Origin of the sequence: Litorimonas sp. RW-G-Af-16 (genome assembly GCF_048319245.1) — a bacterium.
Taxonomy (GTDB): domain Bacteria; phylum Pseudomonadota; class Alphaproteobacteria; order Caulobacterales; family Maricaulaceae; genus Litorimonas.
In genome coordinates this window covers 1406663-1423287 of the sequence record NZ_CP166993.1, presented here as the reverse complement: position 1 = coordinate 1423287, position 16625 = coordinate 1406663, and the positions used below count along the sequence as shown (strand labels likewise).

Genomic DNA, 16625 nt, shown 5'->3' with positions numbered 1-16625 from the left:
TGAGGAATTGAGACTTCATTTCTAAAGCCTTCGTGGAAGCGCCGTTTCATCTTTTGCTGAGGCAGAATTTGCTATGGGTGATCTTTTGAGTGCGATGGAAAGGTCTGGTCGGTTTGAAGGGACAAAGTTTAGTTTTCTGGTAGGAAAGAAGCTGGCTGCATTTAAACAAGCGTGCCTTGAAAATGCTGGTGACAATAAAATTATTGAAAGAATTGAGTGGGCTACTGCTAGTTTTGAAGCCGCTATTGATGACCGAAACGCACTTGCTCATGGGGCGGCAGAATTGTTTCCAGATAGGCGTGTTGTAGAGGTCTTAAAATTTTCACCTTCAAATAAAGATAAGCACTCAATCCAAAAGTTCACCTACAATTTGGATAATATGGAACATCGTATTCGCGAGTTTGATAATATATGTCGAAACATCATTGGGCTTAGCTGGGCCTTAGCGGGAGTGCTAGCACTGACTAATCAACTTAAGCCAGGGTGGTCGATTGAAATAGAAGAGAACCTTTAATTTCTTTTGGAGTCTTCGGCTAACTTTTTCAGAAAACTTTTTAGTCTATCCCCGTTTCCAATCACGCATTTCCCTTAACTTTCTCCAAAACAACCAGCCTCATCCACGCCCCCAATCCCAATGATACAAAACTCTCGTTCTTCTCAAAATTGGACAGGTAAGACGTCACTTGCTGCTTGAGGGGACGGTGCGGAGAAGCGAACTGGGTTTGACGACCTTCATTCGTGTACCTTTTCCCGCGGAGCCTGTTGAGATTGCTTTTATGCCGCGTAGCGGCCCGCAGAGGTTGTCTCATACCAAAAGTAGGCCGCCGGATCACAAAGCGCCGCCGCGGGATTGTATCTGCGAGAAACATTTTTATTCTTCGGTGTCCGTCGTGGATGTCGATCCTGCGGACTGTCCTATATGCCCCGTTCCTAGACGGAGGCGGTATGCCCGTATGCGTTTTTATGATAATAAGCTATTCGCTTGGCGGCGTATTGGCCAATCGATGCCCAGCAACGATTACCACAATAAACCCTTGCTTTCCCGCCCGACAACGCCCACATGTCCTTTATCGATTTAAGGCCGAACAATCTGGCTTACTGACCTCTGTGTTTCCCTGTCCAAAAGGGGCCAGCGCGGCGGTGACTATGTATTTTACTCTTCCCGACATCGACTAACGCACGCGGCGCCACTCTGGGGCCTCGGCATTTTATGACGTGAAAGGAAATACCCATGTCAGATATGAAAACAGGTATTGTTAAATTCTTCAATTCCTCAAAAGGCTTCGGCTTTATTCAGCCAGAAAGCGGCGACGACGTGTTTGTGCATGTCACAGCTCTGCAACGCGCTGGCATTGATGGTCTGCAAGAAGGCGACAAAGTTATGTTTGATACTGCGATTGATGAGCGCTCCGGCAAATCATCTGTTGATCAGATCAAAATGGCCTAAGCCAAACCGCTTTTGAGGGCTGATCTGATCAGCGCTTGCTAAGCTTAAAACCGCGCCGCGTCTGTTATGGACGTTGGCGCGTTTTTTATGGGCGAGGGCGCGTTAACTATGCTTGGGAAGGGTTTATCAACGCCGTCCCCGTAGGCTAGGCGTATGTCCATATCCCAACTGATTTACACCTCCACTTGCACATCGGCGATGACACCAGAGAAATCTTTCCAACTGTCGGAGAAAAGTATCAAAGTCTGTCAGGAGTTAGGGCTGACGGGGCGCGTATTTGCCAATGATACACAGGCGCTTGCCATAACAGAAGGGCCGACAGACATTGTGCGTCGCTACTACGAGGCTGTGGGGTCAGACGATTTGGTCGAGTCCATATTGCTCCACACAGACCGCATTATTCCTGCACGAGAATTCAAAGATTACTCGGTCTGGCTAAACATCACGACGCCGATCCCGTTCGTAGATAACGTCTATCATCTGTCAGAGGACAGCCTAAGACGGGCGCTGCCACAGAACATTTCCGCGCGGCTTCGTATCATGATCGAGGCGTATTTAAAGCCCGACTTGTTGGTGGCGTAGGCCGGATTTTTAATAACTTTGCGGCGGGGTTCTATGGTCGCACGGTGAAAACTACCCTTGCTATTCAAGTTCAGCCACGCCATATGCCTCCTATCGATTACAGCCAGACAATCCGGCTCACGCTTGCGGCGCGCACATCTCACGCCTGACAGACTGCAGAATTTTTTACTGTCTTCGAATACCCCCGCGGCCCCCATGTTGGGAGCTGCACAAATTGACAGAAGGAAATTCTATGTCAGACGAAATGAAGGCCGGCACGGTCAAATTCTTTAACACAACAAAAGGCTTCGGTTTTATCGCAGCTGAAGACGGATCTGGCGACGTGTTCGTCCATATCACAGCTTTGCAAAAAGCGGGTCTGGCTGGCTTGAACGAAGGCGACAAAGTCGAGTTCAACACAGCGATCAATGAGCGCACGGGTCGTGCCGCTGTTGAAAACATCAATATGGCCTAAGCCCTCGCGGCTAACCTCATTTCCTACCGCGGTCCACGCTGCGGGAACGGAATGGATCGGCGTGCATCTTTAGGGGTGTGCGCCTTTTTCTTTTTGTGCATAGTGGTCGCTATAAAAGGGGAGAACACTATGTCAGCTATTGGTTTTTTACATCCAGTGTTAGCACTCATTATCTGGACGCTACTTATATGGATTTTGATGTATGCGCGCCGAATTCCGGCGATGCAAAAGGCAAAGATCGCGCCAGATACGGCGAAGTCGCCAGACGGGGCTTGGAAGTCGCAACTGCCGCAAAATGTGCAAGCGGCGGCGCATAACTACAATCACCTGATGGAACAGCCGACGATTTTCTATGCGCTAATGTTCTATTTCTACTTGACGGAACAGACGGGCCGGTGGGTGTTTTATCTCGGCTGTGCCTATGTCGTGCTGCGGGTGCTGCACAGCCTTGTGCAAGTCAGTTCGGGCGCTGTTATGCTAAGATTTGGGATTTTTACGCTTTCGACTCTTTGTCTGATCGGTATGATTGTGATGGCGTTGATCTAGACCATCTTTGGGTTCAAGGCGTCCCACACAGCCGATAGCGCGATAAAGTCTGCGCTCTCGTCTGGATCGCGGTCATTGTTCAAGTCTGCGGGGCTGTTGCGCGTAATAATGATGCCGAGCGGTTCCTGCGTCTTGGCATCGACGACGGGACCGCCGCTCATACCTGTCACGACTGGCTCATCAGGTTCGAAGATATGTGCTATCCAAGTGCCTGCGCCGCGTTCGAAATAGACGCGCCCTGTTCGGCGCTCCATCGTGCGGGAGCCAGCGGGGAAGCCGTAGAGGATGACATCTCGGCCAATGACAGGTGCGCTCGACCGTTGGTCAGGGAGGCGGCAACCTGCGAGGGCGGCGTCCAACCCATCGGGCCAACTTGTTGTTTCGCCAACGACAAAATCTGGGAGGTGGTCATTGGCTTCTGTGACGCAATGTCCCGCACTGACCCAGCCTCCCCAATGCGTGAACCACGTCGTGTAGCACTGAAACCCTTGCGTATTGTGAAAGTAGCGCCGCACTTTCAGCTCCATCGAATTATCCGATGTGGCAGGGTGAACCTTCGGTGCCTGTGGAATGATGGGCGGCTGCGACGCGCGAACGATGCTGTGTTTTTTGCGACGACGGAAGATGTTGAAAATAGACATGAGAGCGTATTGCGATGGACGCGCTTTCCACGCAAGGGATTGTTGTGCTAGTCGGGCCTATGTTGAGATTTTCTATAATTCTGGCGGCGGGTCTCTTATGTCTTAGCAGTTGTGCAACCCCTGCGGATGCAGTGGATTATTGCGCAAACGCGCCAGAGGGTGATCTGTGTTCATATGATGCGACACGCGATGCGAAGTCTGATGTTGCGGCGGCGCAAGCCACGGCACGCGCGCGAGGTCAAAAGACGATCATCGCTATGGGCGCGAATTGGTGCCATGATAGTCGCGCACTGGCAGGTCATCTGGATCGTCCGCGCTTCCAGACGTTGATCAATGACAACTATCAACTCGTTTTTGTCGATGTGGGGCAGAAGAACCAGAACTTAGACGTCGCGCGTAGCTTCGGCTTGGACGCTATTGTGGGCACGCCAACGGTCATTATTACTGATAGTGACGGTGAGGTGTTAAACCTTGATACAGCGCCGACATGGCGAAATGCCGCCAGCCGTAGCGAAGCAGATATTTACAATTACTTCGAGCGCTTCGCGACGGAGTAGCTATAAGAGAGGGGCGCAATTATGTTCATGGGGCATTACGGACCAGCGGTTTGGGACACGCAACGCGGACACGGTGTCCCGATAGTGGCGCTCTGGCAGGGCTTCTTGGCTGTCCAAGCGATTGATATTGTTTTCTCTGTACTGGCGATTTTCGGCTTAGAGGGGCAGGGCACGATGGTAGGCGGCGCGCCTGTATTCCATATCCCGTATTCACATAGCTTAGTAACGTCGCTCCTAATTGCAGCAATCTGCGGGCTAGGGTTCAAGCTGCTTAAACCTAGCGCGGGGTGGCGCGGATTTTGGATTATCGCAGCGCTCGTCTTTTCGCATTGGGTGTTGGACTTCATTGTCCATCGGCCTGATCTTCTGCTTTATCCGGGTAGCGATGTGGCGCTCGGCCTCAGTTTTTGGGACTATCCCTTGCTCGCATTTGCGCTGGAAATGGGACTGCTGCTAGCGGGGTTCTGGTTTTGGAAGCGCGTAACCATTGCGCGGTCTATGCGCTATACGGTGGCGCTATGGGTGTTGTTTGGTTTCATGGGAGCCTTGCAATTTGCCGTCATCGTCTGGCCAGGATTGCAAGTGCAGGCGGGGACGTTCGATCCATCGACGCAGCCAGAGGGCGTGGGACTTGGCTTATCCGCTTTGTTTGCTTTCGGATTGCTGACCGCGATTGTCGCATGGATCGAGCGGGGCAGACCGTCCCGCTTTGCTCCGCGCAAGGCCTAGTCCTCCCTAATTTTCCCTGGCAAGTTCTCCACATCCTTCGGCGTTTTACTGAGTTTGAGGCGAAGCCCGCGACCTGTTGTGATGGCATCAGGGCCGAAGCGCGCGCGGGCTTTGTCTGATGCACGTTCGGCGATACCGCGCTTAGCAGATTTTGGGTCGAGCAAGTCCGCGCTATCACCAACAGGGGCTTCCAATCCTGAAATGCCTGCGCCAATCAAGCGATACGCCATGCCTTGTGCCTCGCTTTCCAGTAAGGGTTCAAGGGCGTGGAAGATCGTATCGGCGAGTTGGACGGGCTGCGCCAGTGTCCGCCGCCGCGTGATCGATTTGAAATTCTTGTCCTTGAGCTTTAGCGTGACAACCCGCCCGGCAATGTCTTTCGCCTTGGACCGATCTGCAGTCTTCAGGCAGACTTGCCAAAGCTTATCTTTCAAGGTTTCAAGATCGGAAATATCGGCGTTGAACGTGGTTTCTGCGGAAACGGATTTGCGTTCGCTGGTCGGATTGACGCGGCGATGATCTTCGGCGCGCGCTAGCCGTGCCAGATGCAGGCCATGATCGCCAAAGCGCCTCGCCATATCTTTGTCCGATACCTTACGCACGTCTGATATTGTGCGCAGGCCTTGTTTCTGCAGCTTTGCCGCAAAGCTTTGCCCGATACCGTAGATAAAGCCAACTGGCTTATCCGCTAAAAACTCCAGCGCATCTGCACGGTCCAGCACTGCAAAGCCGTGGGGCTTATCGAGATCGCTGGCGGTCTTGGCGAGGAATTTATTGTAAGACAACCCGACCGAGACCGTTACGCCAACATCGTCCAATATACGCTTCTGCAGACCGATTAGGGATTGCGCAGGGGTCATGCCGTGCAATCGCTCTGTCCCAGTCAGGTCCAAGAACGCTTCATCGATTGACAGCGGTTCGACCAGCGGCGTCAGGGCTTTCATATGCTCGCGGATACGCCCCCCTTCATAAGCGTATTTATCCATGCTGCCTTTGACGACAACCGCATCAGGACAGAGCTTGAGCGCCTTGAACATCGGCATAGCGCTCCGCACCCCATAAATGCGGGCGTGGTAACAGGCGGCCGATACCACGCCTCTGCGTCCACCGCCGACGACAACAGGCTTGTCACGAATCGCTGGATTGTCGCGTTTCTCAATCGAGCAATAAAAAGCATCGCAATCAACATGGGCAATCGACAGCTCACCCAGTTCAGGATGGGACAGTATCCGAGTAGAGCCGCACCTCGCGCAGGCGGACGCAGTTGCAGGGGCCAAAATCCCCATATTATTGCCGCAATCACGGCATAAACACGACGTTGAAAGGGCTACCAACGGATTCACACTTCCTTATATTGTTCCTGTTATGTTCTGATTGTATCTATAGAAGATGGTTAACCCATTGTATATGACGAACACACGGATGATTAATGATATTCTGTCATAGAGTGGACATCAAAACAAGAAAGTGGCCGGAGCGTCACGTCAGCGTTGGTGAATTGGGAATATGCTAAAAATCATGCCGAAAAAAGTCCTCATTGTTGAAGATAACGAGTTGAACATGAAATTGTTCGCTGACCTGCTTGACGCGCATGGCTATGAAACGCGCCAGACGCGAGAGGGGTTGAAAGCCATCTCTATCGCGCGCGCCTTTAAGCCTGATCTCATTCTCATGGATATTCAGCTGCCAGAAGTTTCTGGACTTGAAGTCACAAAATGGCTCAAGGACGATAAAGCGCTCGCGGGTATTCCCGTTGTCGCTGTCACGGCCTTTGCCATGAAAGGCGATGAGAAACGTATCCGCGACGGCGGGTGTGAGGCCTATATCGCCAAGCCGATTACTGTGTCGTCCTTCTTGGCGACTGTGAGAAAATTCGTCGAAATCGCGTAGAGAGGTCACGCCGTGTCCGCCCGCATCCTCGTTGTTGATGATCTCGCGCCTAATCTGCATTTATTGCAGGTCAAGCTGCAAGCCGAGTATTACGACGTCTTGACCGCACGGTCGGGCCACGAAGCGTTAGAAATTGCGAGTAAGGAACGTCTCGACCTGATCTTGATGGATGCGATGATGCCCGGCATTAACGGCTTCGAGGCTTGTCAGCGGATCAAAAACAATCCTGATACATGGCATGTGCCCGTTGTAATGGTGACTGCGCTTGAGGAAACAAAAGACCGAATTCGCGGGCTAGAAGCCGGCGCGGATGATTTTATCACCAAGCCGATTGATGATTTTAACCTGATGGCGCGGGTGCGCTCGCTATTGCGTCTGAAAATGACAACCGATCAGCTGCTGAGTCATACGGGTCATACAGCTTCCAATTCACGAACTTTGCTAGAGCAGATCGAGAGCCGACCTGGGCGTATTCTTCTCATTGAGGATCACGAGAAACACGCCAAGAAAATGATGAACCCTCTGGAAGACAAGCACAAAGTGTTGGTCGAAGGCGACCCTGTGAAAGCACTTCGCCTTGCCAAGACGGGCATGGATTTGATTATCGTGTCGCTTGTATCAAGCGGGTTTGACGGATTGCGTGTTTGCGCGAGCTTACGCTTCTCTGAGAAGACACGTGATATTCCGATCCTCGTTGTGGGCGATCCTGATGACGAAACGCGTTTTGTGCGCGCTTACGATATTGGCATTAACGACACGCTGATGCGCCCGATCGAAATTCAGGAGTTAAAGGCGCGGGTGACAACACTGATGCGGCGGAAATTCTACGCTGACAGCCTGCGCGATAACTTTAACGAAAACCTCGAAATGGTGGTCGCTGATAGTCTGACAGGCCTCGGAAATCGTCGCTATTTTGATCGCGCGATTGAGCCTTTGCTGGACGAATTGGACACGCGCGACACGCCGTTTTCGATCATGGTCTTTGACATTGATCACTTCAAACGGGTCAACGATATCTTGGGGCACCCAATGGGCGATGTGATCTTGAAAGAAGTCGCCGCACGGTTGGTCTCCAACATGCGGGCTGTCGACATTGTCTCGCGTTACGGCGGCGAGGAATTTATGATCGCTATGCCCAATACCGAGGAAGCCGATGCGCTCAAGGCCGCTGACCGCGTGCGAGGGCTCATCGCGGGCTCCCCCATCTACGTTGATGGCCAGTCCCTGATCATCACGACCAGCGCAGGCGTCGCCCAAGTCCAACCAGGCGAGAACCTCCGCGATGTTTTTAAACGCGCCGACGATGCCCTCTACCGCGCCAAACAAGCCGGCCGCAACAAAGTCCTTCCAGCCAGCGCAAACCGCAAAGCGGCTTAGAGGGATCGTTCAGAGCGTAGGCGGGTTCTAGAGCCGCTATTCCAGAGAGTAGACATAAAAAAAGCCGCTCCGTGATTATCACGAAACGGCTTTTGAAAGTCTGGAGGCTGATCTACTTGATCTTGCCTTCTTTGAACTCGACGTGCTTACGCGCGACGGGATCATATTTCTTTTTGACCATTTTCTCAGTCATTGTGCGGGAGTTCTTTTTGGTCACGTAGAAGTAACCAGTGCCTGCTGTCGAGTTGAGGCGGATTTTAATAGTTGTTGGCTTCGCCATGGCTCAGGCCCTTTTTTAGTTGAATTCGAAGCGCGCGATTAGGCCATGACGGCCCCGCTGTCAACACGCCTATTCAGGAAAGCGCGTCATTTGAAACTCGCCGTGAAGGGCGCGGGAGTAGAAGATGTCATTGGGAAGACGGTCTGCGGCTAAGAAGTCCTCTAACACACGGATCATCATGGTTGTGGCGCGTTGTAATTCCAATTCTCGCTTGATCTGGCCCAGTGTGAACCAGCCGACATTGAGCAACTCATGACTATCCGTGATTGTGGGTGGCGGGACATTGCCCAGATGCTTGATGAAAAACCACGCGTCGAATCGCTTGTGGCGATGGGGCGGTGTTACCGCGCGGCCAAAGACTTCGACGCCAGTGAGGTCTGGCAAGATGCCTTTATTGCGGAACGCATCGTAAGACGCATGGTTGATATTGCGAGATTGCGGGGCAGCTCGACCTAGTAGAAGTCCCGTCTCTTCCCACGTTTCTCGGATCGCGGCGAGGACAATCGCGCGAGATTTACGCGGGGAATTTGCGGCCTCTAAGATACGTTCCGTGCGCGCCGATAAATCGCCTATAAAGGGGGCGTAGCTATCCGCGCGGTCCACGCGACCACCTGGGAAAACATAAACGCTCGGCATGAAGTCGTGCTTGCTCGATCTCTGCCCCATCAGGATTTTCGGATTATCTTTAGGGCCGCAAGTCAGGACTATTGTTGAGGCGATTTTTGGACGGGGGGCATGGGAGAGTTCTTTGCGCTTTGCCCGCTCTTGATCCGTGATTTTCATTTTCCCGACAAGGACTGGACCGCTATCCCGGATCGGGTCTTTGGAGTTGGGCCGCATTAGGACTTGCGCTTGCGCTTATGCTTCGCGCCTTTGGATTTGTGACGGCCTGGTCCCCCGCTGCGAGAGCTTCGGCCTTTGGGGGGCTTACCCGCTTCGGGCTTTGACACCATTTCGAAAATAAGGCCGCCCGTGACTGGCGTCGCCTCAAGTAGCTTGACTTTGACCAAGCGCCCAAAGCGGTAAGTGTCACCACTTTCCACACCAATAAGAGATTTGGTTTTTTCGTCGAACGCAAAATATTCACGCCCAAGAGAGCGGGCAGGGATGAGGCCGTCAGCCCCCGTTTCGGTTAGAGTAATAAATAGGCCGAATTTTGTCGTGCCCGTGATCCGCGCGTCAAATTCTGCGCCCACTTTTTTCTCAAGGAAGGCTGCGACGTAGCGGTCGGTGGCATCGCGTTCCGCCGTCATCGCGCGGCGCTCGGTGGAAGAGATATGCTCTGCCGTCTCTTTGAGGGGGGATAATTCTTCCTTCGTCGTGCCGTCCTCGCCTAAGTCAAAGAGGGCAATCAAGGCGCGATGAACGATCAGGTCCGCATAGCGACGAATGGGCGACGTAAAATGCGCATAATGCGTTAGGTTCAACCCGAAATGCCCGCCTTTGCCAGCTGAATAAACGGCTTGGCTCTGACTGCGCAGGACCGCCATGCCCACGGTTTCTTCGAGGTCTTTGACCTTTGCCTGCTCTAGCAATTTATTGAACCGCGCTGGGGTTGCCCGTTCACCAAGCGAGAATTTCAGATCAAGCGCGGGTAGGAAATCTGTCAGGCCTTGCAGTTTCATCCGATCGGGCGGCTCGTGCAAGCGGACAATAGATTGCACATTCTTAGCATCCAGCGCTTCGGCCGCCGCCACATTGGCTTGGACCATAAATTCTTCGATCAGCTTGTGCGCGTCAAAGCGCTCGCGGATCGTGATAGAGGTGACTTCGCCTTTGTCGTTCACATTGACGCGACGCTCTGGCAGCTCAATCGCAAGTGGCTCACGGTTTGATCGGGCTTTTTTAAGGGCCATATAGGCGCCGTAGACATTTTGGAGAATATCAATCACGGGCTCTGCCTCTGGCCCGGGTTTACCGTCAAATCCCGCTTGCGCTTGAGCGTAAGTGAGGCGCGCGTGAGAGCGCATGATGCCGCGCTTGAAGCTGTGCTTACGTTTTACGCCGTGCTTATCATAGACCATGCGCACAGCCATGCAGGCGCGGTCTTCATGCGGGCGAAGAGAACAGAGATCAGATGATAGCTCGTGTGGTAGCATCGGTTCCACGCGGTCAGGCAGATACACGGAATTACCCTTCTCGCGCGCCGCTTTATCAAGTTCAGACCCCGGTGTCACGAAAGCAGCGACGTCTGCAATGGCAACCCAGCAAATCCAGCCGCCTTGGTTCTTTGGATTGTCGTCGGGACGAGCAAATATTGCGTCGTCAAAATCTTTGGCGTCAACAGGATCAATCGTGATCAGCGGCAGCTTGCGCAGGTCTTCACGCGGGCCACCAATTTCAGGAAGTGTAAGCGCTTTCGCTTCCGCGATCACTTCGTCTGAGAAACCTAAGGGGATTTCATTTTCATAGAGCGAGATCAGCGATGCGGATTTACCGCCCACTGCGCTCCCCACAGTCTCGACAATATCGGCAAGGCGGTCATCGCCTTTATTCTTGCGGGTCGAGCGAAAGAAAACGAGGTCGCCTTCTTCGGATGTAGCGGGCACTTTAACAGGCTTATAGTCGTGGCGCGCTTTCTTGGACACGGGCTGGATACGCCAACCGCGTCCGCCTTTGTAAAGGACGCCAAGATGTTTGGACGGCCCTTCGCCGAGGACTTTCATGACAGTTGCAATCAACTGCCCATCTTCGCGTTGTTTGATGCGGCATAGGGCGCGTGACCCGACTGTTAGCGAGGCTTGGTCTTGGCTTTTGCCCCGACCTTTGCCTTTGGAAGCCGTGCTGCCTTCGCGCATTAGCAAGCGGGGCGGGGCGCCGTCGCCTTTGAAAGTTTCGGGCGTGCCGAACAAATCACCGTCATCATTTTCCGTGACCTGAATGACCATCACGCCGGGTAGAGCGTCCGCCTCGCGATATGTTTTATTCTTAGATTTGATGATCAGGCCGTCGCCTTCTAACTCCCGCAACAGGCCGCGCAGCTCTCGCCGCGCTTCGCCTTTGACTCCAAGAGTGCGGGCTAAGCCTTTGTTATCAAAACGGTCTGGCTGGCCGCGAACGGCTTTCAATATGTCGTCGCGGGTAAGTGTCATATAGTTATAACGCTAAGCCTCTGCCGTTGGTTTCTTTTTTGCCGCAGTTTTTTTCGCGGCAGGCTTTTTCTTCGTAACCGTTTTTTTCTTCGCCGCTGTTTTCTTTTTCGCAGCGGGTTTTTTCTTTGGCGATTTCGCTTCTTTTTCGGCGATGTATTCTAATGCCATATCGATATTCACATCTTTAGGGTCTTGGCCTTTGGGGATGGTCGCATTGATCTTTTCGTATTTGACGTAAGCGCCGTAGCGGCCTTCCATGATCGCGATGGGTTTCTCTGTTGTCGGATGTTTGCCGAGATCTTTGAGGACCGTGCCGCCGCGACCCCGCCCGGGATTGGCGCGCTTATCTGCAATTCGAGATACGGCTTCGTTCATACCGAGTGTGAACATTTCCTCTGGATCTTTGAGGCTGACATAGGTCGTGTTGTGTTTGATATAGGGGCCGAACCGTCCGAGCGCCGCCGCGATCTGGTTGCCATCCTCGGGATGGGAGCCGATTTTGCGAGGCAGGTTGATCAAGCGCAGACCTTTTTCGAGATCCATCGTGTGATAGTCCCAAGTCTTTGGCAGGCTGGTGCGCTTAGGCTTTTTCTCAGTTTCCATCTCGACATAGGGGCCAAAGCGGCCTGTCTTGAGGACAATGTCTTTGCCAGTTTCGGGATGTTCGCCGAGGATTTTGTCTTCAGCCTGCGCGTCCATGCTTTCATCGCCCCCGAAAGGCCGTGTGAATTTGCACTCTGGATAGTTTGAGCAGCCGACAAAGGCGCCGTATTTACCGAGCTTGAGCGAGAGTTGTCCGTCTTCGCAACTCGTGCATTTGCGTGGGTCAGAGCCGTCTTCTTTGTCGGGAAACACAAGCGGACGCAGGGCATCATTGAGCGCGTCCAGCACGTGAGTCACGCGCAAGTCTTTGGTTTCATCGATACTCGCTGAAAACTCTTTCCAGAAATTCTCAAGCAAAGTGAGGTAGTCCAAATCGCCAGCTGAGACTTTATCGAGGCGTTCTTCCAGATCGGCGGTGTAATTATACTCCACATACTTCCCGAAGAAATTCTCCAAGAAAGCTGTCAGGAGGCGGCCCTTGTCGACGGGCGTAAAGCGGCGCTTGTCTAGCGTAACATAGCCGCGATCCTGCAAGACCTTGAGGATCGACGCGTAAGTTGATGGGCGGCCAATGCCCAATTCTTCCATGCGCTTGACAAGGCTGGCTTCGGAATAACGTGGTGGGGGCTGTGTGAAATGCTGTTCAATCGCGACGTCATCCGCCGTCACTTTGTCGCCTTTGACGACGGGGGCCAGTGTGGCGTTATCATCGTCGTCTTCAGCATTGGCAGGCGCAGTTTCCTCGTAAAGCTTGAGGAAACCGTCAAAGCGCACGACTTGTCCCGTGGCGCGGAGGCCGACTGTGTTGGCATCATCCGTCATTTCAATCGTTGTCCGTTCCAACTTGGCAGATTCCATTTGGGAGGCCATGGCGCGCTTCCAGATCAAGTCGTAGAGCTTCTTCATATCGCCAGAGATTTTTAGGCTATCAGGCGTACGGGCAAAACTTGTCGGGCGGATCGCCTCATGGGCCTCTTGTGCGTTTTTAGCCTTGGATTTGTATTCGCGGTGTTGTCCTGGCAGGTATTTATCGCCAAATTCATTGCCAATCGTCGCGCGACAATCACTGATCGCTTCGCCGACCATAGAGATACCGTCCGTTCGCATATAGGTGATCAGGCCTGTCGTTTCGCCGCCAATATCGACGCCTTCATAAAGCTGCTGCGCGGTGCGCATTGTCTGCGTTGCGGAGAAGCCGAGTTTGCGGCTGGCTTCTTGCTGCAGGGTCGATGTCATAAACGGCGCTTGCGGATTGCGGGTGAGGGGTTTGGCCTCGACAGAGACGACAGAGAGTGTTGCTGCGTTGACAGCGGCTTCTGCGGCTTTCGCATCGGCCTCATTCGCCAGTGAGAATTTATCGAGCTTTTCGCCCTGAAGGGAAACTAAGCGCGCAGGGAAGTTGCTGCCCTTCGGATTAGCGATCGACGCGCCGAGTGACCAATATTCGCGGTTCTCGAACTTCTCGATTTCTGTCTCGCGCTCACAAATCAGGCGAAGCGCGACAGACTGCACACGACCCGCAGACCGCGCACCCGGCAGCTTGCGCCACAAAACAGGCGAGAGCGTAAAGCCCACGAGATAGTCCAGCGCACGGCGGGCCAAATAGGCATCGACCAATTCTTGATCGAGTTGGCGCGGCTTTGCGATCGCTTCCGTGACAGATTTTTTCGTGATCGCGTTAAAAACAACGCGTTCGACAGGCATGTCTTTGAACGCTTTTTTCTTTGAAAGGACTTCGAGTAAGTGCCAAGAAATTGCTTCCCCTTCACGATCCGGGTCGGTCGCGAGAATAAGTTTGTCGGCTTTTTCGAGCGCGTTTTCGATGTCTTTGATACGTTTTTTTGATTGCGTATCAACGCTCCAACTCATCGCAAATTTGTTGTCTGGATCAACAGAGCCGTTCTTAGATGGTAAGTCACGCACATGACCAAAGCTAGCTAAGACCTTGTAATCTTTGCCTAAATATTTTTCGATGGTTTTAGCTTTAGCCGGTGATTCGACGATAACGAGATTCATAATAGGGGCCATTCGGGCGAGTAAAATAAGACGGAATTGCTCCGTTCATTCGGGCGCTCATTTGGGGCAGCGCCTCTGGCTTGTCAACATGACTTGTTAAATAGGGCTGTGTTTGGGTGACTGCGCTTATATAAGTTGCATGTGAATTTCCTAATGATGCAACCAAATCATTGACAGGCGAGTTTTATATTATAACTACTATAAGTAGAGTTTGGGAGATGACACATAAGGCTGGTAACAAATGACCGCACTGCAAATCCAAAACTCACAGAGTAAATCTCAGCAAGACATAGAAGAGTATGTCCTCGATTTTCTAGAACAAATGGCGCGCTTATCGACGAGTGCAGGTTTGATTGAACTCGCGACTGACATAGACATTGTGAGACAGGCGCAGCTCGCGCGGGCGGCTTAGACGCTCGGGTTGAGGGCGACGCGCCCATCTGGTTCGACCAGGACGTCGCCGTTTAAATCCATTTCCAACAGTGCTGCATTGACGATGGCCGCGGGATAACCACTCGCGCGGATAATATCGTCGCGCGGGGTCGGAGTTGTGGAAAGCAAGTTACGCACGATTTCTGCGGCGCGGGATATGTCTGCCTCAGCCGCTTCGAAATCAAATTCTGGCGCGGCATAGCTGTCATCGCTTTCCATCACGATAGAGGGGCGTAGGTCACGCAAAATTCGGATCACGTCTTCTGCGGTCTCGATCAGGGCCGCGCCTTCACGGATCAATCGGTTGCAGCCCTTTGTGCGCGGATCAAGCGGAGACCCGGGCGCGGCCATGACCTCGCGGTTTTGCTCCAATGCATAGCGCGCGGTGATCAGCGTGCCAGAGCGTTCGGCGGCTTCAATCACGACGACGCCTAGCGATAGTCCAGAAATGATACGGTTGCGACGTGGGAAATCACGAGCTGTGGCGCGGTATCCGAGCGGGCTTTCGCTGACCAAAGCACCTTGACGGGCTATATCATGGTAGAGGTCGTGGTTCTGCCTTGGATAGATATGATCGACCCCTCCGCCCAAAACGGCAGCTGTACCAGTGTCGAGACAGGCTGCGTGAGCGGATGCATCAATTCCGCGCGCGAGGCCTGAAATCACGGTATATCCCGCTTGCCCCAAATCCCGCGCCATGGAGGCTGCGAATTTCAATCCTAGCGCAGATGCGTTGCGAGAGCCGATAATCGCGACGCAGGGTTTATGCAGAACACTCATGTCGCCTAAAACTGAAATCAGTGGCGGGGCAGGGTCAACGGCACGAAGATATTTCGGGAAGTCTGGCTCACACGCCGCGATCATCTGGATGCCCATGTCCTCAGACGCTGCCATTTCGGCCTCGACTTGCGCGGGTGTGGGGACCTTGATGGCTTTACGGCGGATGATAGAGGGTAGGGCGTCAATGGCGGCGGACGCTGTGCGGTAGCGGGCGAGGAGGTCGCGAAACGCAACGGGCCCAACATTTTGCGTGCGGATCAGGCGAATCCAATCTCGCCGCTCCGCAAAGCTCAGTTCTCGGATTTGCATTACGATTTAGCGCCGATCTTGCTCTCTTCACCCCGCAGAAGGCGCCGGATATTATCGCGATGCCGCCAATAAATTACGCAGCTCATAAAGGCGACCATAAGAAATGCGGTCAATCCTACAAACACATAAGCCACAATCGGTGCGATTCCTGCTGCGAGCAACGCAGAGAGGGATGAATATTTGGTGATGAGTGCTGTCGCTAGCCACGTTAGAGCCGCGGCAATCCCAGCAGGCCAGGCCAAGGCGAGCAAACCACCAAAAAATGTCGCCACACCTTTGCCGCCTTTAAATTTGAGCCAGACGGGATAGCAGTGTCCAAACAGGGCGGCAGCGGCAGCGATGTAGCCAAAGGGTTGGCCGAAAAAATGCGCGGCGATCAATCCCGCAGCCCCAGCCTTCAACGCGTCTAGCAATAGCGTCAGCAGCGCAATGTCTTTGCGGCCAGTGCGTAACACATTTGTTGTGCCGATATTGCCTGAGCCAATCTGGCGAATATCCCCCAGCCCCGCCGCCTTCGCCAGCAGCAAGCCGAAGGGAATACTGCCGAGCAAATAGCCCGCCAAAACGCTGACGATATGGGGGTAGAGTTCCATTCCGTCTTCGTGCCGAAACGGGGTGGCTCTGTAAAGCAAAAAGCCCGCGATCTCGCCGTGGTGGGGCGAGGGCGGGCATTTTTAAAGCGCTTGGAGGTACCACCCGGAATCGAACCGGGGTTCACGGATTTGCAATCCGGTGCGTCACCACTCCGCCATGGTACCGAGCCAAAGCGCTGTTAGGCCGCGCTCTATAGGCCGCGCAGGGGCGGCTTGCAACGGCAATTATGCGCTACGCATATCAAATATGCATATTCCGCCATTGCCAGCGCGTGCGGGCAAGGGTTATAGGGCGAT

The 16625-nt window shown here is 53.3% G+C and carries 18 protein-coding genes and 1 tRNA gene; 10 read left to right on the top strand and 9 right to left on the bottom strand.

Annotation, left to right across the window (positions count from 1 at the left end):
• Positions 1–73 precede the first annotated feature (73 nt).
• From AB8615_RS07200 to AB8615_RS07180, 5 genes are all read left to right on the top strand, one after another.
• Positions 74–514, top strand: a complete 441-nt coding sequence (locus AB8615_RS07200) for a hypothetical protein (protein ID WP_409431938.1) — start codon at positions 74–76, stop codon at positions 512–514.
• Between the two features lie 726 nt (positions 515–1240).
• Positions 1241–1447 carry a cold-shock protein gene (locus AB8615_RS07195; protein WP_418153070.1) on the top strand — a complete coding sequence of 69 codons (207 nt, stop codon included), beginning with the start codon at positions 1241–1243 and terminating at the stop codon, positions 1445–1447.
• A gap of 153 nt (positions 1448–1600) precedes the next feature.
• On the top strand, positions 1601–2029 hold the full coding sequence (locus tag AB8615_RS07190) for a BLUF domain-containing protein (RefSeq protein ID WP_409431937.1): 429 nt from the start codon (positions 1601–1603) through the stop codon (positions 2027–2029).
• Positions 2030–2273: 244 nt separating this feature from the next.
• Positions 2274–2483, top strand: a complete 210-nt coding sequence (locus AB8615_RS07185; protein ID WP_409434076.1) for a cold-shock protein — start codon at positions 2274–2276, stop codon at positions 2481–2483.
• 129 nt (positions 2484–2612) lie between these two features.
• The gene (locus AB8615_RS07180) at positions 2613–3029 is read left to right on the top strand and encodes an MAPEG family protein (RefSeq protein WP_409431936.1); all 417 of its coding nucleotides are present in this window, start codon (positions 2613–2615) and stop codon (positions 3027–3029) included.
• Here the strand turns inward: AB8615_RS07180 and AB8615_RS07175 are convergent.
• The gene (locus AB8615_RS07175; protein ID WP_418152014.1) at positions 3026–3670 is read right to left on the bottom strand and encodes a hypothetical protein; all 645 of its coding nucleotides are present in this window, start codon (positions 3668–3670) and stop codon (positions 3026–3028) included. The genes AB8615_RS07180 and AB8615_RS07175 overlap by 4 nt on opposite strands.
• A 59-nt stretch (positions 3671–3729) precedes the next feature.
• On the opposite strand from AB8615_RS07175, the gene AB8615_RS07170 reads away from it, so the two are divergent.
• Both AB8615_RS07170 and AB8615_RS07165 read left to right on the top strand, forming a co-directional pair.
• Positions 3730–4227, top strand: a complete 498-nt coding sequence (locus AB8615_RS07170) for a thioredoxin family protein (RefSeq protein WP_409431934.1) — start codon at positions 3730–3732, stop codon at positions 4225–4227.
• Between the two features lie 27 nt (positions 4228–4254).
• Positions 4255–4956 (top strand): hypothetical protein, encoded by a 702-nt coding sequence (locus tag AB8615_RS07165; protein ID WP_409431933.1) that lies wholly within the window; start codon positions 4255–4257, stop codon positions 4954–4956.
• Here the strand turns inward: AB8615_RS07165 and AB8615_RS07160 are convergent.
• Positions 4953–6299 (bottom strand): DNA polymerase IV, encoded by a 1347-nt coding sequence (locus tag AB8615_RS07160; RefSeq protein WP_418152012.1) that lies wholly within the window; start codon positions 6297–6299, stop codon positions 4953–4955. The two genes, AB8615_RS07165 and AB8615_RS07160, sit on opposite strands and share 4 nt — an antisense overlap.
• A gap of 175 nt (positions 6300–6474) precedes the next feature.
• Between AB8615_RS07160 and AB8615_RS07155 the strand changes: the two genes are divergently transcribed.
• A complete protein-coding gene (locus AB8615_RS07155; RefSeq protein ID WP_409434075.1) occupies positions 6475–6846 on the top strand; it encodes a response regulator in 372 nt (123 codons plus the stop codon).
• A gap of 12 nt (positions 6847–6858) precedes the next feature.
• On the top strand, positions 6859–8223 hold the full coding sequence (locus tag AB8615_RS07150; RefSeq protein ID WP_409431931.1) for a PleD family two-component system response regulator: 1365 nt from the start codon (positions 6859–6861) through the stop codon (positions 8221–8223).
• Between the two features lie 112 nt (positions 8224–8335).
• Here the strand turns inward: AB8615_RS07150 and rpmG are convergent, their stop codons facing one another.
• From rpmG to topA, 4 genes are all read right to left on the bottom strand, one after another.
• Positions 8336–8503 carry a 50S ribosomal protein L33 gene (gene rpmG, locus AB8615_RS07145; protein ID WP_409431930.1) on the bottom strand — a complete coding sequence of 56 codons (168 nt, stop codon included), beginning with the start codon at positions 8501–8503 and terminating at the stop codon, positions 8336–8338.
• A 69-nt stretch (positions 8504–8572) separates the two neighbouring features.
• Positions 8573–9343: an NUDIX hydrolase gene (locus AB8615_RS07140; protein WP_409431929.1), complete on the bottom strand. Its 771-nt coding sequence runs from the start codon at positions 9341–9343 to the stop codon at positions 8573–8575.
• A complete protein-coding gene (gene rnr, locus AB8615_RS07135; RefSeq protein WP_409431928.1) occupies positions 9343–11595 on the bottom strand; it encodes a ribonuclease R in 2253 nt (750 codons plus the stop codon). Before rnr ends, AB8615_RS07140 begins: the two co-directional genes overlap by 1 nt.
• Before the next feature lie 12 nt (positions 11596–11607).
• On the bottom strand, positions 11608–14214 hold the full coding sequence (gene topA, locus AB8615_RS07130) for a type I DNA topoisomerase (protein ID WP_409431927.1): 2607 nt from the start codon (positions 14212–14214) through the stop codon (positions 11608–11610).
• Between the two features lie 241 nt (positions 14215–14455).
• Between topA and AB8615_RS07125 the strand changes: the two genes are divergently transcribed.
• Complete coding sequence (locus AB8615_RS07125) at positions 14456–14626, top strand: hypothetical protein (RefSeq protein ID WP_409431926.1); 171 nt, start codon at positions 14456–14458, stop codon at positions 14624–14626.
• On the opposite strand, the gene dprA is transcribed toward AB8615_RS07125, so the two are convergent.
• The 3 genes from dprA to AB8615_RS07110 form a co-directional block, all read right to left on the bottom strand.
• Complete coding sequence (gene dprA, locus AB8615_RS07120) at positions 14623–15735, bottom strand: DNA-processing protein DprA (RefSeq protein ID WP_409431925.1); 1113 nt, start codon at positions 15733–15735, stop codon at positions 14623–14625. The two genes, AB8615_RS07125 and dprA, sit on opposite strands and share 4 nt — an antisense overlap.
• On the bottom strand, positions 15735–16328 hold the full coding sequence (gene plsY, locus AB8615_RS07115; RefSeq protein WP_409431924.1) for a glycerol-3-phosphate 1-O-acyltransferase PlsY: 594 nt from the start codon (positions 16326–16328) through the stop codon (positions 15735–15737). The genes dprA and plsY overlap by 1 nt, the downstream gene beginning before the upstream one ends.
• Before the next feature lie 91 nt (positions 16329–16419).
• Positions 16420–16493: transfer RNA gene (locus AB8615_RS07110), tRNA-Cys, on the bottom strand.
• Positions 16494–16625: the final 132 nt, after the last annotated feature.

Bases quoted from the DNA above. Each gene is read 5' to 3' on its own strand.
- AB8615_RS07200 (WP_409431938.1), top strand. From the start codon at position 74: ATGGGTGATCTTTTGAGTGCGATGGAAAGGTCTGGTCGGTTTGAAGGG.
- AB8615_RS07195 (WP_418153070.1), top strand. From the start codon at position 1,241: ATGAAAACAGGTATTGTTAAATTCTTCAATTCCTCAAAAGGCTTCGGC.
- AB8615_RS07190 (WP_409431937.1), top strand. From the start codon at position 1,601: ATGTCCATATCCCAACTGATTTACACCTCCACTTGCACATCGGCGATG.
- AB8615_RS07185 (WP_409434076.1), top strand. From the start codon at position 2,274: ATGAAGGCCGGCACGGTCAAATTCTTTAACACAACAAAAGGCTTCGGT.
- AB8615_RS07180 (WP_409431936.1), top strand. From the start codon at position 2,613: ATGTCAGCTATTGGTTTTTTACATCCAGTGTTAGCACTCATTATCTGG.
- AB8615_RS07175 (WP_418152014.1), bottom strand. From the start codon at position 3,670: ATGTCTATTTTCAACATCTTCCGTCGTCGCAAAAAACACAGCATCGTT.
- AB8615_RS07170 (WP_409431934.1), top strand. From the start codon at position 3,730: ATGTTGAGATTTTCTATAATTCTGGCGGCGGGTCTCTTATGTCTTAGC.
- AB8615_RS07165 (WP_409431933.1), top strand. From the start codon at position 4,255: ATGGGGCATTACGGACCAGCGGTTTGGGACACGCAACGCGGACACGGT.
- AB8615_RS07155 (WP_409434075.1), top strand. From the start codon at position 6,475: ATGCCGAAAAAAGTCCTCATTGTTGAAGATAACGAGTTGAACATGAAA.
- rpmG (WP_409431930.1), bottom strand. From the start codon at position 8,503: ATGGCGAAGCCAACAACTATTAAAATCCGCCTCAACTCGACAGCAGGC.
- AB8615_RS07140 (WP_409431929.1), bottom strand. From the start codon at position 9,343: ATGCGGCCCAACTCCAAAGACCCGATCCGGGATAGCGGTCCAGTCCTT.
- rnr (WP_409431928.1), bottom strand. From the start codon at position 11,595: ATGACACTTACCCGCGACGACATATTGAAAGCCGTTCGCGGCCAGCCA.
- topA (WP_409431927.1), bottom strand. From the start codon at position 14,214: ATGAATCTCGTTATCGTCGAATCACCGGCTAAAGCTAAAACCATCGAA.
- AB8615_RS07125 (WP_409431926.1), top strand. From the start codon at position 14,456: ATGACCGCACTGCAAATCCAAAACTCACAGAGTAAATCTCAGCAAGAC.
- dprA (WP_409431925.1), bottom strand. From the start codon at position 15,735: ATGCAAATCCGAGAACTGAGCTTTGCGGAGCGGCGAGATTGGATTCGC.
- plsY (WP_409431924.1), bottom strand. From the start codon at position 16,328: ATGGAACTCTACCCCCATATCGTCAGCGTTTTGGCGGGCTATTTGCTC.